Raw genomic sequence first — 21,414 nt, forward strand, 5'->3', positions numbered from 1 at the left:
GGATGGGCGCCGCTCTGGCGCTGGTCGGGGTGCTGCTGCTGGCGGCGTGCTCACCGGCGTCCCGTTTCGACGACGACGCCGACGGCGTCACCACGGTGACGCTGCGGCTGTGGGACACCCGGGTCGCGGCGGCCTACGAGCGTTCGTTCGCGGCGTTCTCGCAGGCCAACCCGGACATCCGGGTCGAGCTCGTGCAGGTACCGTTCACGGACTACTTCACCTCGCTGCCGCTGGACGTCGCGTCCGGCACCGCGACCGACGTCTACTGGGTCAACTCGTCGAACTTCGGGGCGTTCGCCGACGCCGGGAGACTGATCGACGTCGGTGCCGCGCTCGCCGACCAGCGCGCCGGCTGGGTGGACGCCGCCGCCGCGCAGTACACCCGCGGCGGGACCCTGTGGGGCGTCCCGGTGGTGACCGACGGCCGGATCGCCGTGTTCTACAACAAGGACCTCGTCCGCGCGGCGGGCGTCGACCCGGCCGCGCTGCGCTGGGACCCCACCGACCCGGCCCGTGACACCCTGCTCCCCGCCGCCCGGAAGCTCACCCGCGACGCCGCCGGACGCAGCGCCGGCACCCCCGGGTTCGACCCGGGCACCGTGCGCCAGTACGGCTTCAACGCCGCCCGGGACCTGCAGGCGATCTACCTCGACTTCCTCGGCTCGGCGGGTGGCCGGCTCCAGGCGCCCGACGAGACCTTCGACGTCGCGACGCCCGCGGGCGAGCAGGCGTTCGGCTACCTGGTGAACATGATCAACACCGAGCGGGTGGCGCCGTCCGCGGCGGACACGAACCAGAACCCGGACTTCAGCCGCGACCAGTTCCTGCAGGGCCGGATGGCGCTGTTCCAGAGCGGCACCTACAACCTGGCCAACATCGCCGAGGGCGCCACGTTCGACTGGGGCGTCGCCCCCATGGTCGAGGGCCCGCGGGGCCGGGTCAGCGTGGTGTCGAGCATCGTGGCCGCCGGCAACGCCGACAGCCCGAGGCGCCCGGAGATCCTGCGGGTGCTGCGCTGGCTGGGCTCCCCCGAGGGAGCCGCCCCGGTGGGCGACAGCGGCGCCGGGCTGCCCGCGGTGACCGCGGCCCAGCGTGGCTGGTTCGACTACTGGGCGCGCCGCGGCGTCGACACCCGGGAGTTCGTCGCGGACGGCCCGACGACCCCGGCCCCGTCCGGCCCGAAGGTGGGCGCGGCGACGACGGCGATGGAGCCCGCGCTCGACGAGCTGTTCGCCGGCCGGGTGCCGGTCGGCCCGGGGCTGCGGACCGCGCAGGACATCGGCAACGCCGCCCTGCGCTGATAACCTCCGCGGTGCGCCCCCGATGGGCCCAGCCGGAAGGAGTTCCCGCCAGTCCCGCACGGGCCCGCGGGCGCAGCTCCTCCCGCAGGTCGTGCGCGTGGTCCCCGCTGTCGTCAGGAGACCCGTATGGCCTGCACGTTCAACCACACGATCATCGCCGCCCGGGACCGGGTGGCCTCCGCCGCGTTCTACCGGCACGTCCTGGAGGCGGCGCAGGCGCCGTCCTGGGGGCCGTTCACCAACCTCGCCCTCGACGGCGGTGTCCTCCTCCAGTTCGCCGACCTGCCGCTCGACGTGGTGCCCGAGATCCAGCCGCAGCACTACGCGTTCCTCGTCGACGACGCGCTGTTCGACCGCGCGTACGCCCGGCTCGTCGAGGACGGGACGGAGCACTGGGCCGACCCGCAGCGCACGCGTCCCGGGGAGAGCAACCAGGAGCACGGCGGGCGCGGGGTGTACTTCCTCGACCCGGCCGGTCACTATCTGGAGATGATCACCCGGCCGTATGTGTGACGTCGCCGCGGCCCGGCGCTGGCTCCACGCCGCCCGGCCCGACCCCGGCCGGGCCCCGGACTGGATGGGGCCGCTGCTGCGCGGGCTGGAGCACGCCGGGCCGCGCGATATCAGCGCGAACGACCTGCCCCCCGACCACGTCGGGCCCCGGCAGTCGGCCGTTCTGGTACTGCTCGGCCAGGGCCCGGACGGACCGGAGGTCGTGCTGCAGCGGCGGGCCCGACGACTGCGCCACCACTCCGGGGAGATCTCCTTCCCCGGGGGCCGCGCGGACCCGGGCGACACCGACCCGGCCGCGACGGCGCTGCGGGAGGCCACCGAGGAGACCGGGCTGGACCCGTCCGGTGTGGACGTCGTCGCGATGCTGCCGCGTCTGATCCTGCTGACCGGGTTCCACGTGACCGCGGTGCTCGGGCACTGGCGGACGCCGACCCGGCTGCACGCGGTCGACCCGGCCGAGACCGAGGCGGTGCTGCACGTGCCGCTGGCGGCGCTGGCCGACCCGGCGCACCGGTTCCGGCTCCGGGCCGGCGGCGGGGCCTGGCGGGGCCCCGGGTTCCGGGTGGGCGGCGACGTGGTGGTGTGGGGGTTCACCGGCGACGTCGTCGACGCGGTGCTGCGCCTGGGCGGGTGGGAGCGGCCGTGGCCGCCCGGCCCGGAGCTGGAGTGGGAGTCGCTGTGACCGCGGCGCCCGCGTAGGCCGCTCACGACGAGGCCAGGACGGCGTCGAGCAGCACCGGAGCACTGTGCCGAGGGCTTCGTGGGACGGGCAGGTCGGGCCGGTGGAGCGGGTTGCGCCGGGGCCCGCCCGGCACCCAGGGCGGTGGATGGAACACCGGGAACCCGCCGTCGATCTCGACCGCCCAGTCCCCGATGTGGATCATGCGATGGTGGTGCGGACACAGCAGCACCAGGTTCGTCAGGTCGGTGCATCCACCGTGGGCCCAGTGCCGGACGTGGTGGGCCACGCACCACTGCGGCGGCGCCTCGCACCCCGGGAAGGCGCACCCGCCGTCGCGCTGGGCCAACGCCCGACGCTGCGCCCGGTTCGCCAACCGCGACTCCCGGCCGACGAACAACGGCTCGCCCGTCGACGCCAGCACGATCGGCACCACCCGCGCATCACACGCCAACCGCAGAGCGTCCTGCGCCGCAATCGCCGCGGACGACCCACCCGCACCGAACCCGAGCAACCCGGCCCCGGCACCCGACGTCAGGGTCTCCAGGGGCACCGTCACGGTCAGCGCCACCGACTGCCCGTTCTCGACGCCGAGGTCCCCGACCGCCAGCAACCGACGGGCCAGCTCGACCAGACCGTCCCCGTTGCGCTCGGCCGTGGAGCGTTCGTCCCGTGCCTGCCCGGCGCCGTCGGGCGGGACCGGGGCGGTCAGCGGCGACAGCGCGCTGCGCAGGACCGCGGCGGACTCGGTGTCCAACCAGCCCCGCGCCTCGAACCCCGACCCCTGCGGACGCAACGCGAGCCGGTTCCGGGTCGGCTTCGGTTCCCGCGGACGCGGCCCGTCGGGATCCAGCAGCGCGACGGCCCGCCTGCCGAGCGTGTCCACCGCATCGGGATCCAGGGTCCCGGCGTGGGCGACGAGGTCGGCCTCCAGCACCGGCCGGTGCTCGCCGAGATGCGGGGGCAGCGAGGCGAGCACCCGGATGATCACGCGCACGTGCTCGGGGGTCACCGCGCCCTGCTCGAACGCCTCCGCCGGCACCGGCAGCTCGGGGTCGACCTGGTCACCGGTGATCAGGAACAGCGGCGAGAGCTTCCGGGCGGCGTCGACCCGGGCACGGGCGGTGGACGCCCCGACGTTCTGCACCGCGCGCAGCAGGTCCGCGGTGTCCCGGAACCCCTTCGCCCCGGCCAGACCGCGGGTGGCGACCTCGGCGACGAGGGCGACCAGGGACGCGGACTCGCGGTTGATCCGTTCCTGGACGGCCGCGATCGCGACGAGAAGGTCCTCGTCGTCGGTCTTCCAGAGCTCGTCCACGCATCTGATTCTACTCGACCATGCGTTCGATGAGTGCCCGTTGAGCTGCGCGGACGGTGTACGGCGACGAGCGGCTCGGTGGTCAGCCCACGTCGGGTGCGTAGCTCGCCACGACCCATCCGCGCTCGTAGTCCATGTCCCACTCCAGATAGAGGGCGGGGCCGCCGCCGGTCGTCGTCATGAAGGCGGACACCCGGCCGGAGCCGACGACGTCGTAGTTCAGCTCGACACGCGACTCGGCGGGGATGAACGCGAGCAGGTTCGGCACCAGGGGGCGGCCGACGTTGTCCGTGGCGTCGTCGGCGCTGAGCCGGCGCATCCCGGTGGCGTCACCGGCCCGCCACGCGGTCAGGAACTCGTCGGCGCTGCGTCGCGCATGGCGTTCCTGCACCTCGGCACGGTCGACGCAGGCCCGGTCGCTGTCCGGGCCGGTCTCGCCGCGGCAGACGTCGTTCAGCTGCTGCCAGCGCGCCCAGAGCCCGTCGAGGTCCGTCCCGGCCACGGCCGACGGTGGGACGGGCGCCGGGGTCGCGGCGGGAGCCGTCGTGCGCGGGGTCTGCTCGACCGCGTCCACCCCCGTCGCCGACGCCGCGGTGGCGACCGGTGGGGGAACGACCACGGCGACCGCGGGAGGCGCGGGCGGTGCGGCGACCGGATTCGAGGCAGGCATCACGACCAACGCGGTGACCACGCCGGTCGTGAGTACGACGAGGACCCCGACCAGTGAGAGCCACCGTAGGAGCGTCGCGTGCACGGCTCAGCCCCCGCAGATCGGGTCGAGAGGGTTCTGCAGACATCTCGCCCGCTCGGCCGAGCCCACCGGGTAGCCCGCGCCCGGTTCGTACTGGCCTCGGGCGACCAGCTCGGCCGGGTCCACGTACTCGCCATTCTGCCGTCGCTGCTGCTCCAGGTACTCCCGCTGCGCCTGCTCCTTCGCGGCGTTCGGCTCGGGGCAGGCCTTGTTGGTGATGTCGTTCGGGTGCGCCGGGTCCCCGAACTTGGCGTCCGCCCACGGCTCACAGGTGTAGACCACCGGCTCCGGGACGAACGACTCCAGCGGCGCGTCGGGCACGATCCCGTCCGGGACCACCGGCGCCGGGAAGTCCCGCGCCACCGCGCTCGGCCCCGACGCCGCCGCCCGCAGGGCCGCCGGCCCGGCGACCACCGGCGCCGCGGAGGCGAACGACGCGACGCAGAGCGCGGCGGCCGTCGTCGCCGGCACCACAGCGGCCAGGACGAGGCGGGGCACGGAACGGCGTGCGCGGCGGTGCAGGATCATCGCGCGGTCTCCCCGGTCGACCTCGGGGGCCGCCCGACACGGCCCGTACGCCCGGTGGATCGCTCCGGACGGAGCACGTCGTTATCGACCGGACGGCCGTTCATCGGAAGTGATGACAGGGTCCGTTGCAGCACGTGGCGGGCGGGCGACGTTCGCCAGCAGCGGCGCGGCGACCAGGGCCAGCGCCGCCGCCGTCCACACCGGACCGGTGGGCCCGGCGACGGCGAGTCCCGCACCGCCCAGCAGCGGGCCCACCGTCGCCCCGGCGTTCAGCGACGCGGTGGCGACCGCGCCGCCGAGGGTCGGCGCCTCGCGGGCGAGCGTCAGCGCCCGCGCGATCAGCGTCGAGCCGACCGCGAACCCGAGCGCGCCCAGCAGGCCCACCAGCGCGAGGACCGCCACCGGGTGCGCGGCACCGACGGCGAGCGCCACCCAGCCCGGCGGCAGCGCGCCGCCCGCGACGAGCAGCAGCGGACGGGTGCGGGTGTCGGCGAACCGGCCCGCGACGCCCACCCCGGCGACGGCGCCGACCCCGAACAGCAACAGGCCGGCGGGCACCGCGGGCGGGCCGCCCGCCGTCGCCAGCAGCGGGGACAGGTAGGTGTGCGCGGCGAACGTCGAGCCGTTCACCAGCGCGCCGAGCGCGAGTGTCCGGACGACCGGGCCCCGGCGCAGCACCGTCAGCTCGGCCCGCGGACCGGGCGCGGGTGCCCGGCCGCCGTCGTCGGCCGGGACCCCGGCGACGACCCCCACCAGCGCGACGGCGGCGACCGCCGCGACCGACCAGAACGTCGCCCGCCAGCCGAACGCCTGCCCCACCAGCGCCCCGGCCGGCACGCCGGCGATCAGGGCGAGGGTCGTGCCGGACAGCAGGGTCGCGGTCGCGCGGGCGGTGCGCTCCGGCGGCACGGCGGCGACCGCGACCGACAGGGCCACGGCGAGGAACCCGGCGGTGCACAGCGCCGCGAGCACCCGGGTGACCAGCAGGACCCCGAGTCCGGGGGCCAGCGCCCCGGCGACGTGCACAGCGACGAACGCGGCGAGGAACCCCCGCAGCGCGAGCCGCGGTGGCAGCCGACGGGCGGCGAGCGCCACGAGCGGCGCGCCGACGACCATCCCGACGGCGAACGCCGAGGTCAACGACCCGGCGGCGAGCGGGGTGACGCCGAGGTCGGCGGCGATGTCCGGGACGAGCCCGGCGAGCATGAACTCCGAGGTGGCCTGCGCGAACACGGCGCAGGCGAGGACGACGAGCAGCACGGTGGAACTCCGTGGGTGACGGGGTCGTGGAACGGACGCCGGTCCGGCCTCGTCACCGGGAGCAGGCAGGGGAGGTCGCCGCCACCGGTGGGGACCGGTGGCTACCGCCTGTTCGACTCCGGGCTGCTCACGGCCGTCACCGTAGCCGCCGCGCTCCCCCGGCGCCCGCCGTTTCCGCTCCCGGGCCGCTCACCAGACGATGCGGTCGAACAACTCCCGCAGTCGCGCCGCCCGGGCCGGGCGCCCGTGCCCCACCCAGGCGATCCGTCCCAACAGGTGATCGCGGAACGCGGGGTGCCCGGCCCGGTTCCGGGCGTCCGGGCCGGTGCTGGCCGCGTTGTGCAGGATCGCGCGGAGCTCGTCGTGGTCGCGGCGCGACGCCGCGGGCTCGCTGCCGTTCACGACGAGCCCGACGATCCTCTGCCGGTGGTGCGCGGGCATGATCCGGGTCTTGTCCGGGCGGACGCGGAAGCCCTCCTCCGCGGCGATCGCGGCCACCCGCTGCGCCAGGCCCTGCACCGGCAGCGTCGCGTCGCCGGAGAACACGAGGTCGTCGGCGTAGCGGCCGTAGACGGCGCCGACCGCGGCGGCCAGGCCGCTCAGCCGCCGGTCCAGCCCGTAGGTGAGCAGGTTCGCCACCGTCGGCGACGACGGCGCCCCCTGCGGCAGGTGCGGTGCGGCCAGGCGATCGAGCAGCCGTCGTCGCGGGGCGGGGTCGCCCCGGTGCGGGCAGGCGCGCAGCACCCCGGGCGGGGTGGTGATGACGAGCAGCCCGGCGACGGCGGCGGCGACGGCGGGCGGGTACCCCGCGACCAGCAGGAGTCCGGCGACCCGGCCGCCGGTGACGTGGGAGTAGAAGCCCTCCAGGTCCAGGCGCAGCACCATCGGCCGGGCCCGGTGCTCCGCGGCGAGGGTGTGCGGGCTGCGGCCGCGGACGTGGCCGTGCGCGGCCGGGTGCACCGGGATCCGGTCGAGCACGCTGCGCACGATCCGGCGCTGCAGCTCGGCGAGCCGCGGGCGGGTGCCTCGACCAGGCGCGGCGTCCCGGAGCGCGACGGTGTCCAGTGCCGCCGGTAGTGGGTCAGCGGGCCGTCCGGGGCGCGGCGCCGCCAGCCGCCGGGGTCGGCGAACCAGGCGAGCTCGCCGTCGTCGAGGTGCAGGGCGGCGGCCAGGGCGGGCAGGTCGTCCAGCGCGGCACCGGCAGGCGCCACACCGGGTCGGGCTGGACGACCGTCCGGTGCCGGCGCGGCCCCGCCAGCAGCGTGGCGACCTCGGCCTCGACACCGGCCGGGGATCCGCGCGGGGCGCGGCGCCGCCGGGCGACGAGGGCGCCCACGACGCCGGCCAGCTCGTCGGGGCCCGACCAGCCGCCGAGCCGGGCGAGCCGCTCGGTCAGCGGGTCCGTGCCCCAGCGCCCGGCGCAGGCGGCCGCGGCGATCGCCGCCGGGTCCGGTGCCATCAGCGGCCCCGTGCCGTGCGGCGGCCCCCGGACGGCGGGGTGATGCGGCGGCGGGGGTCGACCGGTGTTCTCCGTCCGCCGCGCGCCGCCGGCAGCGCTGTCCTGCCACCCGCGCGCGGGACGCCGTGCTGCATCGTGCCGGTGCACCCCGGGGTTGCCCCGGAGTCGCGGGCCCCGGCCGGAACCGGGGCGGCCGCCTGCTCGTCCGTCCGCCGCCGCATCGGCACCGACGCTACCGGTCGGACCGCCCCGCGGCGCCCACCCGACGCGGTGACGGCCGGACGGCCGGGACGGCCCCGTATCGTCGGCCCCCGTGAGTGCCGTGCCGTCCGAGGGGCCGTCCGAGGGGCCGCCGTCCTCCGGGGTGCCGTCGCGTGGGACGCCGGTCGTCGCCGCGGTGGTCGCCGTCCTGGTGGTCGCCCAGCAGGTCCCGGGCCTGGTCTTCCGGCACGGGACGGCGGTGCCGGTGCTGCCGGTCGGGCTGTGGCGGGCCTGGCTCCCGCTGATCCTGGCGGGGCTGGTGCTGCTCGCGCTCGCGGCGCTGTGGGGTCGCCGGCACCCGGGGCCGGCGGGCACCGTGGGCCGGGTCGTGGGGCTGCTGCTCGCGCTGGGCCCGGCGACGCTGCTCGCCTACCGCGGGCGGCTCGTGGATCCGCTGGCCGTGTTCACCCTGGGGCTGGACCCGTCGGTGCGGGCGTGGCCGGTGATCGACGTCGTGCTGGGGACGCTGCTCGCGGTCACCCTCGCGGTGACGCTGCTCAGTGCCGTGGGTGCAGGGGGTCGACCCAGGGGACGTGCTCGGGGTCGGGCACCCCGGTGATGTCGAGGTTGACCACGATCGGCTCCTGACCGGAGCGGGTCAGCACGCACTCCAGCGGCTCGTCGTCGAGGGCGTTGATCTCCTGGTGCGGCACGAACGGCGGCACGAAGATGAACCCGCCCGGCCCGGCCTCGGCGGTGAACTCCAGGTTCTCGCCCCACGTCATCCGGGCCCGGCCACGGACGACGTAGATGACGCTCTCCAGCTCCCCGTGGTGGTGCGCGCCGGTGCGGGCACCGGGGTGGATGGTCACCGTGCCCGCCCACAGCCGCTGCGCGCCGGCCCGGTCCCCGGTGACGGCGGCGGCGCGGTGCATGCCGGGCGTCTGCGGGGTGTTGGCGTCGAGCATGTCGCCGGGGATGACCCGGACGCCGTCGTGGCGCCAGTCGGTGCTCATGCACTCGACCCTAGCCGCGGCCGGCCCGGAACCGGAACGACCGCGCACCCGGCTCGGTCTCCGGCCGTACGAGCCCGGCCGCCCCGAGTCGCCGCGGCAGCGTCGCCGGGTCGACCGCGGTCAGGGTGTCCCCGATGTGGATCGTCCGGAACCGCAGCGACATCCGGGAGTCGATGCCGGCGAACGTCCCACCGGGACGCAGTACCCGCGCGGCCTCGGCGAAGAGCCGGTCCTGCTCGCCGGGCGTCGGCACGTGGTGGAGCATCGTGAAGCAGACGACGGCGTCGAAGCTGCCGTCCGGGAAGGGCAGGGCGGCGCCGTCGCCGTGCCGGACGTCGACGCCGAGCTCACCCCCGAGGTCCGCACGCAGGTCCGCGGCCAGCTCCGGGTCGACCTCCAGCGCGGTCAGCACCCCCGTGCGCGGCGCGAGCCAGCGGGTGGTGACGCCGTAACCGGGGCCGATCTCCAGGACCTCTCCGGTGAGGTCGACGTCGCGGACGGCCCAGGGCAGCGTCGTCCCGTGCATCCGGTCGGCCCAGGAGTCGGAGCGGCAGATCCGTCGGTGCAGCGCGTTCATGGCCATGCCCGCGACGCTAGGCGCCACCCGCGGTGGCCGGGAGCCGTGAGGCTGCCGCATCGTGTCGCGTTCCGGCCTGCCCGCGCACGTCCCCGACGTGCCGGGCGCCGCGGTGCTGGTCTCCCGCATCCCACTCGACCGCGGGTACGCGTTCGCCGAGCACACCCACCCGGCCCACCAGCTCGCCTGGGCGGCGGCCGGGGTCCTGCGGGTCACCGTCGCCGACACCAGCTGGGTCCTCGGCCCCGGACGGGCGCTGTGGCTGCCGGCCGGGGTCCCGCACGTCACGGCCGCCACCGAGAACGCGGCGATGCGCGGGATCTACCTGTGGCCCGGCCGCTGCCCGATCGACTGGCCCACGCCGTGCGTGCTCGCGGTCGAGCCGCGGGTCGCCGCCCTGCTGGAACACCTGGCCGGGCCGGGGCCCGCGACGCCCGAGCGGGCCCGGGGACGCTGCTGCGGATGCGCGTCGCGCTGGAGCAGCTGGCCGCGGGCCGCCCGGTCGGCGTGGTCGCCCGGCACGTCGGCTACGCGACGCCCTCGGCGTTCGTCGCGGCGTTCCGCCGGGAGACCGGGACCACGCCCTCGGCGGTGCTGCGCCCGGCCGGCGCAGCACCGCCGGACCTCAGGCGGCGGTGAGCAGCGTCAGCGCGAACCGCGCGTCGGGATCGACCCAGCGCCGCGTCGTGGCGAACCCGGCGGCGGCGGCGAACGCGTCGACCGTCGCGGGGGTGAACTTCGCCGAGATCTCGGTGGCGAGCTCCTCCCCCGCCGCGAACGCGACGTCGAGGTCGAGGTCGGCGATCCGCACCCGCATGTCGCGGGTGGCGCGCAGCCGCATCTCGATCCAGGAGTTCTCCGCGTCCCAGACGGCGACGTGGTCGAACGCCTCGACGTCGAAGGTCGCGTCGAGCTCGCGGTTGAGCACGTGCAGCACGTTGCGGTTGAACTCCGCGGTGACCCCGGCGGCGTCGTCGTAGGCGGGGACCATCACGGCCGGGTCGGTGGCCAGGCCGGTGCCGAGCAGGAGCTGCTCACCGGGCCGGAGCACCGAGCGGACGTGGCGGAGGAAGTCGTGGCGCGGGCCGGGCATCAGGTTGCCGATGGTCCCGCCGAGGAAGGCGATCATCCGCTTCCCGCCGGGCTCGGCGCCGGGCAGCCGGTCCAGGTCGCGGGTGAAGTCGCCGACCACGCCGTGCAGCTCCAGCTCCGGGTAGTCGCGGTGCAGCTCGTCGATGGCGCCGCGCAGGGCGGACTCGCTGACGTCCTGGGGCACGTAGCGGCGCAGCGTCCCGGCACGGGCGAACGCGTCGAGCAGCAGCCGGGTCTTGGTCGACGACCCGGACCCCAGCTCGACGACGGTGTCGGCCCCCGAGGACCGGGCGATGTCGTCCACGGAGTCGGTGAGCAGCGCCCGCTCGGTGCGGAACGGGTAGTACTCGGGCAGCTCGGTGATCCGCTCGAACAGCTCGGACCCCCGGGCGTCGTAGAACCACTTCGGCGGCAGCTCCTTCGGCGACGCGGCGAGCCCGCGCGTCACGTCGGACCGCAGCGCGGTGCCGGCATCGGTGTCGGAGAGGTGGACGTCCAGCTGGATGGCGCCGGGAGTGCTCACGGAGCTCCTAGGTCATGACTCTCGTGATGGCCCGGTCGGGCCACCACCAGGTGCCGGTCGGGCACCTGTGTCCAGTCGGGGAACGCATCGGTGGGTTCGGAGGCGACGGTGACGCCCGCCGGTCCGGCCCGGACGGCGAGTGCGTGCCGCCAGGCCGTGGCCCAGATCGTCGTGCCGTCGGTGAGCAGCAGGTTCAGCCGCGAGCCGGGCGCGCTCCGCTCGGTGTCGGCGCAGACCCGGGCCAGCAGGTCGGCGGGGTCGGCGCCGTCGGCGAGACCGCGCCGGACCACCGCCCACAGCAGCGCGGCGTCGGTGGGGGCGTCGAGGGTCATCAGGTCGGTGACGGGCAGCGCCGCCGCGGCGGCCGCGAGGGAGTCCGGCCAGCCGCGGACGACGCCGTTGTGGCTGAACAGCCACCGCCCGTCGGTGAAGGGGGCGGCGGCGGTCGCCGTCACCGGCATCCCGACCGTCGCCGAGCGGACGGCGGCGAGCACGGCGCCCGACGTCGTCGCCCCGGCCAGCGCGGCGTAGGAGGTGTCGGCCCACAGCGGCGACGCCGACCGGACGCGCACCGGCGTCGTGCTGCCGGGCGGGTACCAGCCGGTGCCGTGGCCGTCGGCGTTGATCGTGCCGCCGCCGCGCATGTCGGCCGGGGCGTAGGACTGCGCGAGCAGCCCGTGCTCCGGCTCCAGGACCAGCGACGCCAGTGTGGCCGGCTCCCCCAGGTACGCGAGGTGCCTACACACCGGCGTCGCGGACCAGCCGGAACCCGGCGAAGATCTGCCGGCGGATCGGGTGGTCCCAGTTGCGGAACGTCGCCCGGATCGCCGCCGGGTCGGTGCCGAACGACCCGCCGCGCAGTACCGCGTAGTCCCCGCCGAAGAACACCTCGGAGTACTCGGGGTACGGGAACACACTGAACCCCGGGTAGGGGTGCCAGCCGGAGTCGCACCACTCCCAGACGTCGCCGACCATCTGCTGCACGCCGAACGCGGACGCGCCCGCCGGGTAGGAGCCGATCGGGGCGGGCTGGAGGTTGCGCTGTCCGAGGTTGGCGTGCTCGGCGCGCGGCTCGTCGTCGCCCCAGGGGAAGCGCCGCGAGCGGCCGGTCGCCGGGTCGTGGCGGGCGGCCTTCTCCCACTCCGCCTCGGTGGGCAGGCGCTTGCCGGCCCAGCGGGCGTAGGCCTGCGCCTCGTGGAAGGACACGTGCACGACGGGTTCGTCGTCGGGCACCCGCTCGACGACGCCGAACCGGCGCCGCCACCAGGTGCCGTCGCTGTCGCGGGACCAGAACCGCGGCGCGACCAGTCCCTCCTCGGTGCGGTGCGCCCACCCGGCGTCGGTCCACAGCCGCGGGTCGTCGTAGCCGCCCGCGTCGACGAACGCCGCGAACGCGCCGTTGGTCACCGGGTGCACGTCGATCCGGAACGCGGGCAGGTCCACGACGTGCGCGGGCCGCTCGTTGTCCAGCGCCCACGGCTCGGCCGAGGTCCCCATCTCGAACGGGCCCGCCGGGACGAGCACCTCCGCGGCCGGGTCGACCGCACCGGCCGGGCGGGGCGGCGGGGCGGCGTCGAGCACCGGCCCCCCGGAGCGCAGCTGGTGGGTGGCGAGCATGGTCTCGTCGTGCTGCTGCTCGTGCTGCACGATCATCCCGAACGCGAAGCCCTCGGCCTCCAACCGGCGGCCGCGCAGCGGGCTGCGGTGCAGCGCGTCGAGCGCCTTGTCCCGCACCTCGGCGACGTAGCCGCGGGCCTCGGCCGGGGTGAGCAGCGGCAGCTCGACCCGCGAGGAACGGGAGTGCTGGAACGCGTCGTAGAGGCCGTCGATCTCCGGGCGCAGCGGCTCGCGGCCGCCCACGTCGCGGACGAGCCACAGCTCCTCCATCGACCCGATGTGCGCGAGGTCCCAGACCAGCGGCGACATCAGCGGCGAGTGCTGGGCGGCCAGCTCGCCGTCGTCGAGGGCGGTGAGCGCGGTGCTGCGATCGCGGGAGCGGCCCAGCAGGGCGGCGACGCGGGTACGCATCGTCTCCGGGCTCTCCCCCGGGGTCGCGGGGCCGGTCAGCGGTCCGGCGGGAACGGCGGGATCGGCGGTCATGCCACGTCCTCCTGGGCAGCCTGGTCGGCGGTGTCGACGGCGGACCGGCCGGGTTCTCGACCGGTCACCTCTCGTGCGGCGGGCGCGCCGGGCAGGGCGGAACCCAGATGGAGCCCCGGCGGGAACGGATCGGCGGTCGGGCCCGCACCCTGCTCGGCGGGGTCGATGTCATCGGCGGGGCAGCGCCCCTGCAGCACGCGCCGCTCGGTGACCTCGCGCAGCCGGGCCAGAAGCGGGCCCGGCCCGGTGGTCAGCGGATGGTCCGCGGCGGCCAGCACGTCGCAGGCCAGCGGGAACAGACCGGCGGCCGCCGCGGCCAGAACCGGGTGGTCCAGCCCGTGGCGGGCGGCGGCGACCCACTCGTCGCGGACCGGCTCGCACAGCTCCCGGACACGGTCGACGACGGGGCCGGAGGAGGTGAGCGCCAGCAGCACCGCGGCCGGCAGCGCCCAGTCGTCGCCGGCCTGACCGTCGACGTAGCGCACCTCGAGGTGGCCGTGCGGGCGGACCGGCGGGAAGAGGGTCGAGACGTGGTAGTCGAGGTCGGCCAGTGTCGGGGGCCGGTCGAGGACCCCGCCGCGGGCGCGGCCGGACACCCAGTCGGCGAAGGTGACCCCGGCCGGCACCGACCAGGTCCCGGTGCCGCGCACGCACAGCAGCGGGGTGGTGACCACCCGGCGCGCCCAGGCGGCGGCCGGGTCGGTACCGGGCGTCGCGGTGGGCGGCGGCGCGGTCCGCGCGGGGTCGAGGCTGAGCCAGCACGCCTGCCGGGAGGACTTCCAGCCGGTGCGGCGGCCGTGCTGCACCGGCGAGTTCGCGAACGCTGCGAGCAGCACCGGGCCCAGCTCGTGCAGGACCGCCCAGCGTTCGGCGATCCCGGCGGCCGGGCCGGCGTCCAGGCTGACCTGGACCGCCGCCGTGGAGCACATCCCGCTGCGTCCGTGCGGGCCGACGCCGTCGAACACGCACTCCATGGCCGCGTAGCGCGGCAGGTCCAGCAGCCGCCGGGCGGGCCGGACCGGGTCGGCGGCGCGGTCGTGCGGCCGCAGGCCGTGCTCGGCGAGCAGACCGTGGAGGTGGGCTGCGTCGGCGCCGAGGGCGCCGAGGAGGGCCTCGAGCGAGTCAGCGGGAGCGCTGGAGATCTCGATCTGGCCGCCCGGCTCGACGGTCACGGTGCCGCCCGCGGGGAGCGGGGCCGCGTGCGAGGCGGGGTCCAGAGAGGCCGGGCGGTGTGGGCCGAGAGCGGCACGCACGGCGTCGAGGTCGACCGGGTCGGCCGGTCGACCGGGTCGGTGGAGCATCCATTCGATCTCGACACCGGCCAGGGTCGGGGGGCCGTGTTTGAAGCAGACCGAGGCCACGTAGGCCTCGGCCTCCCCCACGCTGCGGAGCACACCGTCGGTGCTCTGGTCGTTTGGGGTCACCACGTCGACGCTACCCCCGCCGTGTGACACCCGCACGCGATGAAATCATGGTCGCCGGCACCGCCGGTGACCGGCGACACGACCGTCCCCACATGCAGGACAAGCGTACGGAATACTGGGGGCATGCCCCGTGTCAGCACCGACCAGCTCGCCGCACGCCGGCAGCAGATCCTCACCGGTGCCCGGACCTGCTTCGCCGACCACGGCTACGAGGGCGCCACCGTCCGGCGGCTCGAGGAGTACACCGGGCTGTCCCGTGGCGCGATCTTCCACTACTTCCGGGACAAGGAGGCGCTGTTCCTGGCCCTGGCCGAGCAGGACGCCACCCGGATGGCCGACGTCGTCGCCGAGCAGGGCCTGGTGCAGGTGATGCGCGACCTGCTGCGCGGCGGCTCGGACCGCAGCTGGCTGGGCACCCGCCTGGAGGTCTCCCGACGGCTGCGCACCGAGCCGGAGTTCCGGGCCCGCTGGCAGGAGCACTCCGGCGCGCTGACCGCCGCGACCCGGGCCCGGCTGGAACGCCAGGCCGCGGCCGGCGCGCTGCGCGACGACGTGCCGGTGCCGGTGCTCGCCCAGTACCTGGAGCTGGTGCTGGAGGGGCTGGTCTCGCACCTGGCGATGGGGCTGCCCGCCGACGACCTCGGCCCGGTGCTCGACCTCGTGGAGAACGCCGTCCGCGCGCCGTTGATGCGCTGACCGCCCACGGCCAGCATGATCGGCGCCATGCCGTTCCCCTTCCACCCGGCGGGCGACGACCCCGTCCCGGCCGCCGTCCGCGGGTTCGCCCGGGCCCACCCCGACCTCGTCGCGCTGCACGAGGACCCGATCCACCTCCTCGCGCGCCACCGGGCACCCGGCAGGCGGGTCGGGCTGGTCTCCGGCGGGGGTTCCGGTCACGAGCCGCTGCACGCCGGGTTCCTCGGCCGCGGGATGCTCGACGCCGTCGCCCCCGGGCCGGTGTTCACCTCCCCGCACAACAAGGCCGTGCTGTACGCGTCCCGGGCCGCGGCGGGCCCGGACGGGGTGATCCACATCGTCAAGAACTACACCGGCGACCGGATCAACTTCGGCATCGCCGCGGAGCGGCTGCGGATGGAGGGCGTCGACGTCGCCCGCGTCCTCGTCGACGACGACCTGGCCACCGACGGGCTCGACACCGCGACCGGGCGGCGCGGGACCGCGGCGACCGTCGTCGTCGAGAAGATCCTCGGCGCCGCCGCGGACACCGGCGCCGGGCTGGCCGAGCTCGCGACGCTCGGTGCGGACGTCGCCGCCGCCTCGCGCAGCCTCGCCGTCGCCTCCCGCGCGCAGACCTCGATGCGCACCGGGGAGCCCGCGTTCGCCCTCGACGGGCAGCTCGACTACGGCGTCGGCATCCACGGCGAGCGGGCCCGGCACTCGGTCGACCGGCCGCCCACCGAGGAGCTCGTCGACCGGATGCTCGACGAGGTCGTCGCGGGCCTGCCCGACGGCCCCGACCAGGTCGTCCTGGTCGTCAACGGCATGGGGGGCACGGCACTGCTGGAGCTCTACGTGCTCGCCGAGCTGGCCGCCGCCGGGCTGGAGGCGCGCGGGCTGGAGCGGGTGGGCCTGCTCGTCGGCACGTTCGTCCCCGCCCTGGACATGGCCGGGTTCTCGCTCACCCTGACCCGGATGCGCCCGGAGTGGACGGCCCTGTGGGCCGCGCCGGCGCAGACGGCCGCCTTCCCCCGGACGGAGACCTCATGACCGGCCACCCCCTCGACCAGGACGCCGTGCTGGCCCGCTTCGCCCGGGCCGTCGAGGACGGCCACGGCGTGCTCACCGACCTCGACCAGCACTCCGGCGACGGCGACTACGGCGACAACCTGCGCGCCGGGGTCCGGCTGGCCGTCGCGTCGGCCGGGCGCGGACCACAGCGCGGGTTCGGCGCGCTCGGCGAGGTCTTCCTCGACGAGGTCGGCGGCACCAGCGGCCCGCTGCTGGGCCTGCTGTTCTCCGAGATCGCCCGCGCGCTGTCCTACGGCTCGGCCGACGCGGCCGCGTTCGCCGCGGGCGCCCGGGCCGGGCTGACCGCGATCCAGCGGGTCGGCGAGGCCGAGGTGGGCGACCGGACGATGGTCGACGCGCTGGCCCCGGCCGTGACCGCGCTCGACCGTTCGGGGTACGCCGCCGCGGCGGCCGCGGCCCTCGACGGCGCCGAGCGGACCGCGGAGCTCGCGGCCCGGCACGGCCGCGCGTCCTACGTCGGCGAGCGCGCGAAGGGCGCGCCGGATCCCGGCGCGGTCGGCGTCGCGCTGCTGTTCGCCGCCGTCGCCGCGGTGGCCGAGCCCGGTGCCGAGGTGGCGGACCCGCTGGCGGGCCTGGCCTGAGCGCCGGGCCAGCCGGCGTGGCTCAGCCCGCGGTCGTCGCCGCCGGGAGGAACTGGGTCCGGTAGAGCGTGGCGTAGCGGCCGTCGGCGGCCAGCAGCTCGTCGTGGGTGCCGGACTCGACGACCTGCCCGCCCTCCAGCACCGCGATCCGGTCGGCCGCCCGCACGGTGGACAGCCGGTGCGCGATGACGATCGCGGTCCGCCCGACCAGCGCCTCGGCCAGCGCCTCCTGCACCGCGGCCTCGGACTCGGAGTCGAGGTGCGCGGTGGCCTCGTCGAGGATCACCACCCGCGGGCGGGCCAGCAGCAGCCGGGCGATGGTCAGGCGCTGGCGCTCACCGCCGGACAGACGGTAGCCGCGCTCCCCCACCACCGTGTCGAGGCCGTCGGGCAGCGTGTCGAGCAGGTCGCCGAGCCGGGCGCGGCGCAGTGCGTCGATCATCTCGTCGTCGGTGGCGTCGGGCGAGGCATAGCGCAGGTTGCCGGCGATGGTGTCGTGGAACAGGTGCCCGTCCTGGGTGACCATCCCGACGGCGCCGCGCAGCGTGGCGAACGACAGGTCCCGCACGTCCACCCCGGACAACTCGACCGAGCCGGCGTCGACGTCGTAGAGACGGGGGACCAGCGAGGCGAGCGTGGACTTCCCGGCCCCGGACGACCCGACCAGGGCCAGCAGCCCGCCGCCGTGGACGTGCAGGTCGACGCCGTGCAGCACCTCGGTGTTGACCCGCTGGTCGAGCACCGCGACCTCCTCCAGCGAAGCCAGGGAGACGTCGGTGGCGCTGGGGTAGGTGAACCGGACCCCGCGCAGGGCGACGTCGACGGGGCCGTCGGGCAGCACGGCCGGGTCGGGTCGCTCGGTCAGCATCGGGCGCAGGTCGAGCACCTCGAAGACCCGCTCGAAGGCGACCAGCGCGGTCATCACGTCGACGCGGGCGTTGGCCAGCGCCGTCATCGGGGTGTAGAGCCGGGTCAGCAGCAGCCCGAGCGCGACGACGGTGCCCGCCGGGATCGCCCCGGTCACCGCGAGGTAGCCGCCGAGGCCGTAGATCATGGCCTGGGCCAGCGCAGACACCAGCTGCAGCGCGGTGACGAACAACCGCGACACCATCGCCGACCGGACACCGATGTCGCGCACCCGCGACACCTGGCCCCGGAAGACCGCGGCCTCGGAGTCGGGGTCGCCGAACAGCTTCACCAGGGTGGCGCCGGGCGCGGAGAAGCGCTCGGTCATCTGGTTACCCATGGTGGCGTTGAGCTCGGCGGCCTCGCGGCGCAGCTCGGCGAGCCAGGTCCCCATCCGCCGGGCCGGGAGCACGAACACCGGCAGCAGCAGCATCGCCAGCACGGTGACCTGCCAGGCCAGACCGATCATGACCGCGATGGCCAGCACGAGCTGGATGCTGTTGGACAGCACCGTGGACAGGGTGCCGGTGATGGCGGTCTGGGCGCCGATCACGTCGTTGTTGAGCCTGCTGACCAGCGCCCCGGTCCGGGTGCGGGCGAAGAACGCCAGCGGCATCGACTGGACGTGACGGAACACCGCCACCCGCAGGTCCTCGATGAGTCCCTCGCCGAGCCGCGCGGAGAACCAGCGGCCGGCGAGCCCGACCAACGCCTCCAGGACGGCCATCCCGGCGATCGCCCCGGCGATCACCATCACGACGCGGGCGGCGTCGGGCAGCTCGTTCGCCGCGACGATCGTGTTGACCACGCGCCCGGCCAGCACCGGCGTCGCGACGCCGATCACGGCGGTGACGGTGGTCAGGGCCAGGTAGGACAGCAGCCAGCGGCGGTAGGGCCGGACGAAGCCCCAGATCCGGGGCCAGGTGCCCCGCGCGATGGAGCCACGGCGGATGGACGTCGAGTCCGCCCCCCGGATGACCCCGCGCATCAGAGCGAGCGGGCGATCCAACGGTGTTCCCCTTCGCCGGTGGTGGACGGCGAGGGTTCACGTTACGGCGCGTACGGCGGGCGGGCGCGGTGGTCCCGCGCGCGGCGCCCCACGACACACCCCGGACACACGACGACGCCGCCCCGGGCTCGCTGCTCGACCCGGTCGGCGGCGCCGACGAGAGGACTACTTCTTCTTGGTACGGGTGGCGCCGCCACGCCCGCGCAACGTCACACCCGTCTCGGACAGGACCCGGTGGACGAAGCCGTACGACCGCCCGGTCTGCTCGGCCAGCGAACGGATGCTGGCGCCCTTCTCGTACTTCTTCTTCAGGTCGGCGGCGAGTTTGCCCCGCTGCGTCCCGGTGATCCGGGCGCCCTTCTTCAGCTCGGCCATCGGCCCTCCTCATCCCCTCCGCGGATGCCCCCGCGGACCGCCGCATCTGGCGCGACGATCAGGCCATGATGATCCAGTTGACCATTTATGACCAGAACGCGGAAAATGCGATCGGCGAACGGTTACCCCGAACGGCGCAGCACCGCGCGTACCGTTCGGAATCGTCATCCGTCGAGCAGCGCAGAGGATTACCCCGTCGGAACGGGTAGTGCACGATTCCGGGAGCCACACGCGGTACGTCCCGGACACTTCCAATGATCTTGGTGGTCCGGTCGGGTGATCACCGCTGCGTGCGGTGACCGGTCACGCGAGCTGGACCAGTTCCAGGTAGTCGGCCGACCAGTGGTCCTCGGTGCCGTCGGGCAGGACGATCACCCGGTCCGGCTCCAGCGCCTCGACCGCACCCGGGTCGTGGGTGACGAGCACGACGGCGCCCTCGAAGCGGCGCAGCGCGTCGAGCACCTGCTCGCGGCTGGCCGGGTCCAGGTTGTTCGTCGGCTCGTCGAGCAGCAGCACGTTCGCCGCCGAGGACACCAGACCGGCCAGGGCGAGCCGGGTCCGCTCACCGCCGGACAGCGTCCCGGCGGGCTGCTGGAGCTGCTCCCCGGAGAACATGAACGACCCGAGCAGGGTCCGCAGCTGCTGCTCGGCGGCGTCCGGGCTGGCGTGGCGGATGTTGTCCCAGACCGAGGCGTCCATGTCGAGCGTGTCGTGCTCCTGGGCGAAGTAGCCCCGTCGCAGCCCGTGGCCGGGCACGACCCCGCCGGAGTCGGACTCCTCGGTGCCGGCCAGGATCCGCAGCAGCGTGGTCTTGCCGGCGCCGTTGAAGCCCAGCACCACGACCTTCGACCCGCGGTCCACCGCGAGGTCCACCCCGGTGAACACCTCCAGCGACCCGTAGGCCTTGGACAGGTTCTCCGCGGTGAGCGGGGTGCGCCCGCAGGGCGCCGGGGTCGGGAACCGGATGTGCGCGACGCGGTCGGCCTGACGCTCGTCGTCGAGACCGGCGAGCAGGGCGTCGGCCCGGCGGGCCATGTTCTTGGCGGCGACGGCCTTGGTGGCCTTCGCGCCCATCTTGGCGGCCTGGACGTGCAGCGCGGACGCCTTCTTCTCGGCGTTGGCCCGCTCGCGGCGACGACGCTTCTCGTCGGTGGAGCGCGCCTCCAGGTAGCGCTTCCAGTCCATGTTGTACTGGTCGGCCTCGCCGCGGGTCGCGTCGAGGAACCAGACCTTGTTCACCACCGCGGCCAGCAGGTCGGTGTCGTGACTGATGACGACCAGACCGCCCTCGTGCTGCTGCAGGAACCCGCGCAGCCAGGTGATCGAGTCGGCGTCGAGGTGGTTGGTGGGCTCGTCGAGCAGCAGCGTGGTCGCCGACTGCGACCCGCCGTCGGAGGCGGCGAACAGGATCCGGGCCAGCTCCACGCGCCGGCGCTGACCGCCCGAGAGCGTGCGCATCGGCTGGGCCAGCACCCGCTCGGGCAGCCCCAGGTGGGTACAGATCCGCGCGGCCTCGGACTCCGCGGCGTAGCCGCCGAGGGCGGAGAACCGTTCCTCGAGCCGCCCGTACTCGCGCACCGCCTTGTCGTTCGCGGCCGGGTCGGCCAGCTCGGCCATCGCCGTCTGCGCCTTCTCCATCTTCGCCAGCAGCACGTCCAGGCCGCGGGCCGAGAGCACCCGGTCCTTGGCCGTGACCGACAGGTCGCCCTCGCGCGGGTCCTGCGGCAGGTAGCCGACCGGGGAGTTCGCGCTCCGCTGCCCGGAGTACGGCTCGCCCTCGCCGGCCAGCACCCGCATCGAGGTGGTCTTGCCGGCGCCGTTGCGCCCGACCAGACCGATCCGGTCGCCGGGCTGCACCCGCAGGGTGGCACCGGAGAGCAGGATGCGGGATCCGGCGCGCAGTTCGAGGTCGGTCGTGGTGATCACGTGGAGGAGCTCCAGACGGAGGACGAGGAGTGACGCTGAGAGGACCGGATGCGGGCACGGTCGTGCCCGGACGCCGGTCTACTCGATCAGGACCACGCGACCAGA

At 75.5% G+C, this 21,414-nt stretch carries 23 protein-coding genes and 1 pseudogene; 9 read left to right on the top strand and 15 right to left on the bottom strand.

Features of this window, described 5'->3' with window-relative positions:
• The first annotated feature begins 2 nt into the window (after positions 1 to 2).
• The 3 genes from ZF1_RS15180 to ZF1_RS15190 all read left to right on the top strand — a co-directional run bounded on the left by ZF1_RS15180 (position 3) and on the right by ZF1_RS15190 (position 2,496).
• Entirely contained in the window at positions 3 to 1,301 is a 1,299-nt protein-coding gene (locus ZF1_RS15180; protein WP_482637582.1) for an extracellular solute-binding protein, read from the top strand.
• A 126-nt stretch (positions 1,302 to 1,427) separates the two neighbouring features.
• Positions 1,428 to 1,814 (top strand): VOC family protein, encoded by a 387-nt coding sequence (locus ZF1_RS15185; RefSeq protein ID WP_482637583.1) that lies wholly within the window; start codon positions 1,428 to 1,430, stop codon positions 1,812 to 1,814.
• Positions 1,807 to 2,496 carry an NUDIX hydrolase gene (locus tag ZF1_RS15190; RefSeq protein ID WP_482637584.1) on the top strand — a complete coding sequence of 230 codons (690 nt, stop codon included), beginning with the start codon at positions 1,807 to 1,809 and terminating at the stop codon, positions 2,494 to 2,496. Before ZF1_RS15185 ends, ZF1_RS15190 begins: the two co-directional genes overlap by 8 nt.
• Before the next feature lie 22 nt (positions 2,497 to 2,518).
• Here the strand turns inward: ZF1_RS15190 and ZF1_RS15195 are convergent, their stop codons facing one another.
• From ZF1_RS15195 to ZF1_RS15220, 6 genes are all read right to left on the bottom strand, one after another.
• Positions 2,519 to 3,811 carry an HNH endonuclease signature motif containing protein gene (locus ZF1_RS15195; protein WP_482637585.1) on the bottom strand — a complete coding sequence of 431 codons (1,293 nt, stop codon included), beginning with the start codon at positions 3,809 to 3,811 and terminating at the stop codon, positions 2,519 to 2,521.
• An 82-nt stretch (positions 3,812 to 3,893) separates the two neighbouring features.
• Positions 3,894 to 4,565 carry a hypothetical protein gene (locus ZF1_RS15200; RefSeq protein WP_482637586.1) on the bottom strand — a complete coding sequence of 224 codons (672 nt, stop codon included), beginning with the start codon at positions 4,563 to 4,565 and terminating at the stop codon, positions 3,894 to 3,896.
• 3 nt (positions 4,566 to 4,568) lie between these two features.
• Positions 4,569 to 5,090, bottom strand: coding sequence for a hypothetical protein (locus ZF1_RS15205; RefSeq protein WP_482637587.1), 522 nt, complete (start codon positions 5,088 to 5,090; stop codon positions 4,569 to 4,571).
• Between the two features lie 81 nt (positions 5,091 to 5,171).
• On the bottom strand, positions 5,172 to 6,350 hold the full coding sequence (locus ZF1_RS15210) for a Cmx/CmrA family chloramphenicol efflux MFS transporter (protein WP_482637588.1): 1,179 nt from the start codon (positions 6,348 to 6,350) through the stop codon (positions 5,172 to 5,174).
• A 189-nt stretch (positions 6,351 to 6,539) separates the two neighbouring features.
• On the bottom strand, positions 6,540 to 7,328 hold the full coding sequence (locus ZF1_RS15215) for a reverse transcriptase family protein (protein WP_482637589.1): 789 nt from the start codon (positions 7,326 to 7,328) through the stop codon (positions 6,540 to 6,542).
• Positions 7,329 to 7,431: 103 nt separating this feature from the next.
• Positions 7,432 to 7,809 carry a hypothetical protein gene (locus ZF1_RS15220; RefSeq protein WP_482637590.1) on the bottom strand — a complete coding sequence of 126 codons (378 nt, stop codon included), beginning with the start codon at positions 7,807 to 7,809 and terminating at the stop codon, positions 7,432 to 7,434.
• Between the two features lie 313 nt (positions 7,810 to 8,122).
• Between ZF1_RS15220 and ZF1_RS15225 the strand changes: the two genes are divergently transcribed.
• Positions 8,123 to 8,629 (top strand): hypothetical protein, encoded by a 507-nt coding sequence (locus tag ZF1_RS15225; RefSeq protein ID WP_482637591.1) that lies wholly within the window; start codon positions 8,123 to 8,125, stop codon positions 8,627 to 8,629.
• Here the strand turns inward: ZF1_RS15225 and ZF1_RS15230 are convergent.
• On the bottom strand, positions 8,568 to 9,026 hold the full coding sequence (locus ZF1_RS15230; RefSeq protein ID WP_251782416.1) for a cupin domain-containing protein: 459 nt from the start codon (positions 9,024 to 9,026) through the stop codon (positions 8,568 to 8,570). The genes ZF1_RS15225 and ZF1_RS15230 overlap by 62 nt on opposite strands.
• A gap of 10 nt (positions 9,027 to 9,036) precedes the next feature.
• Positions 9,037 to 9,609 (bottom strand): class I SAM-dependent methyltransferase, encoded by a 573-nt coding sequence (locus tag ZF1_RS15235; RefSeq protein ID WP_482637592.1) that lies wholly within the window; start codon positions 9,607 to 9,609, stop codon positions 9,037 to 9,039.
• Between the two features lie 106 nt (positions 9,610 to 9,715).
• Here ZF1_RS15235 and ZF1_RS15240 point away from each other — a divergent pair.
• A pseudogene (locus ZF1_RS15240) lies at positions 9,716 to 9,877 on the top strand (AraC family ligand binding domain-containing protein); the annotation flags it as partial.
• A gap of 188 nt (positions 9,878 to 10,065) precedes the next feature.
• On the top strand, positions 10,066 to 10,242 hold the full coding sequence (locus ZF1_RS15245) for a helix-turn-helix domain-containing protein (RefSeq protein WP_405416901.1): 177 nt from the start codon (positions 10,066 to 10,068) through the stop codon (positions 10,240 to 10,242).
• On the opposite strand, the gene egtD is transcribed toward ZF1_RS15245, so the two are convergent.
• From egtD to egtA, 4 genes are all read right to left on the bottom strand, one after another.
• Positions 10,229 to 11,218 (bottom strand): L-histidine N(alpha)-methyltransferase, encoded by a 990-nt coding sequence (egtD, locus tag ZF1_RS15250; RefSeq protein ID WP_251782414.1) that lies wholly within the window; start codon positions 11,216 to 11,218, stop codon positions 10,229 to 10,231. The genes ZF1_RS15245 and egtD overlap by 14 nt on opposite strands.
• The gene (gene egtC, locus ZF1_RS15255; protein WP_346103683.1) at positions 11,215 to 11,964 is read right to left on the bottom strand and encodes an ergothioneine biosynthesis protein EgtC; all 750 of its coding nucleotides are present in this window, start codon (positions 11,962 to 11,964) and stop codon (positions 11,215 to 11,217) included. The genes egtD and egtC overlap by 4 nt, the downstream gene beginning before the upstream one ends.
• The gene (gene egtB, locus ZF1_RS15260) at positions 11,957 to 13,246 is read right to left on the bottom strand and encodes an ergothioneine biosynthesis protein EgtB (protein WP_482638709.1); all 1,290 of its coding nucleotides are present in this window, start codon (positions 13,244 to 13,246) and stop codon (positions 11,957 to 11,959) included. The genes egtC and egtB overlap by 8 nt, the downstream gene beginning before the upstream one ends.
• Before the next feature lie 68 nt (positions 13,247 to 13,314).
• Entirely contained in the window at positions 13,315 to 14,742 is a 1,428-nt protein-coding gene (gene egtA, locus ZF1_RS15265) for an ergothioneine biosynthesis glutamate--cysteine ligase EgtA (protein ID WP_482637593.1), read from the bottom strand.
• Between the two features lie 123 nt (positions 14,743 to 14,865).
• Between egtA and ZF1_RS15270 the strand changes: the two genes are divergently transcribed.
• The 3 genes from ZF1_RS15270 to ZF1_RS15280 are packed head-to-tail and all read left to right on the top strand — an operon-like array spanning position 14,866 to position 17,093.
• The gene (locus tag ZF1_RS15270; RefSeq protein ID WP_226357288.1) at positions 14,866 to 15,438 is read left to right on the top strand and encodes a TetR/AcrR family transcriptional regulator; all 573 of its coding nucleotides are present in this window, start codon (positions 14,866 to 14,868) and stop codon (positions 15,436 to 15,438) included.
• 27 nt (positions 15,439 to 15,465) lie between these two features.
• Positions 15,466 to 16,470, top strand: coding sequence for a dihydroxyacetone kinase subunit DhaK (locus tag ZF1_RS15275; RefSeq protein WP_405416898.1), 1,005 nt, complete (start codon positions 15,466 to 15,468; stop codon positions 16,468 to 16,470).
• Complete coding sequence (locus ZF1_RS15280) at positions 16,467 to 17,093, top strand: DAK2 domain-containing protein (protein WP_346103675.1); 627 nt, start codon at positions 16,467 to 16,469, stop codon at positions 17,091 to 17,093. The genes ZF1_RS15275 and ZF1_RS15280 overlap by 4 nt, the downstream gene beginning before the upstream one ends.
• A gap of 22 nt (positions 17,094 to 17,115) precedes the next feature.
• Here the strand turns inward: ZF1_RS15280 and ZF1_RS15285 are convergent, their stop codons facing one another.
• From ZF1_RS15285 to ZF1_RS15295, 3 genes are all read right to left on the bottom strand, one after another.
• Complete coding sequence (locus tag ZF1_RS15285) at positions 17,116 to 18,987, bottom strand: ABC transporter ATP-binding protein (protein WP_476651562.1); 1,872 nt, start codon at positions 18,985 to 18,987, stop codon at positions 17,116 to 17,118.
• A gap of 186 nt (positions 18,988 to 19,173) precedes the next feature.
• Positions 19,174 to 19,383 carry a helix-turn-helix domain-containing protein gene (locus ZF1_RS15290; RefSeq protein WP_010240451.1) on the bottom strand — a complete coding sequence of 70 codons (210 nt, stop codon included), beginning with the start codon at positions 19,381 to 19,383 and terminating at the stop codon, positions 19,174 to 19,176.
• 303 nt (positions 19,384 to 19,686) lie between these two features.
• Entirely contained in the window at positions 19,687 to 21,309 is a 1,623-nt protein-coding gene (locus ZF1_RS15295) for an ABC-F family ATP-binding cassette domain-containing protein (RefSeq protein WP_062395368.1), read from the bottom strand.
• Between the last annotated feature and the right edge of the window lie 105 nt (positions 21,310 to 21,414).

It is taken from the genome of Pseudonocardia sp. ZF1, assembly GCF_056835605.1.

Coding starts and splice junctions, on each gene's coding strand:
- ZF1_RS15180 (WP_482637582.1), top strand. CDS start 3: ATGGGCGCCGCTCTGGCGCTGGTCGGGGTGCTGCTGCTGGCGGCGTGC.
- ZF1_RS15185 (WP_482637583.1), top strand. CDS start 1,428: ATGGCCTGCACGTTCAACCACACGATCATCGCCGCCCGGGACCGGGTG.
- ZF1_RS15190 (WP_482637584.1), top strand. CDS start 1,807: ATGTGTGACGTCGCCGCGGCCCGGCGCTGGCTCCACGCCGCCCGGCCC.
- ZF1_RS15205 (WP_482637587.1), bottom strand. CDS start 5,090: ATGATCCTGCACCGCCGCGCACGCCGTTCCGTGCCCCGCCTCGTCCTG.
- ZF1_RS15220 (WP_482637590.1), bottom strand. CDS start 7,809: ATGGCACCGGACCCGGCGGCGATCGCCGCGGCCGCCTGCGCCGGGCGC.
- ZF1_RS15230 (WP_251782416.1), bottom strand. CDS start 9,026: ATGAGCACCGACTGGCGCCACGACGGCGTCCGGGTCATCCCCGGCGAC.
- ZF1_RS15235 (WP_482637592.1), bottom strand. CDS start 9,609: ATGGCCATGAACGCGCTGCACCGACGGATCTGCCGCTCCGACTCCTGG.
- ZF1_RS15245 (WP_405416901.1), top strand. CDS start 10,066: ATGCGCGTCGCGCTGGAGCAGCTGGCCGCGGGCCGCCCGGTCGGCGTG.
- egtB (WP_482638709.1), bottom strand. CDS start 13,246: ATGCGTACCCGCGTCGCCGCCCTGCTGGGCCGCTCCCGCGATCGCAGC.
- ZF1_RS15270 (WP_226357288.1), top strand. CDS start 14,866: ATGCCCCGTGTCAGCACCGACCAGCTCGCCGCACGCCGGCAGCAGATC.
- ZF1_RS15275 (WP_405416898.1), top strand. CDS start 15,466: ATGCCGTTCCCCTTCCACCCGGCGGGCGACGACCCCGTCCCGGCCGCC.
- ZF1_RS15280 (WP_346103675.1), top strand. CDS start 16,467: ATGACCGGCCACCCCCTCGACCAGGACGCCGTGCTGGCCCGCTTCGCC.
- ZF1_RS15285 (WP_476651562.1), bottom strand. CDS start 18,987: ATGCGCGGGGTCATCCGGGGGGCGGACTCGACGTCCATCCGCCGTGGC.
- ZF1_RS15290 (WP_010240451.1), bottom strand. CDS start 19,383: ATGGCCGAGCTGAAGAAGGGCGCCCGGATCACCGGGACGCAGCGGGGC.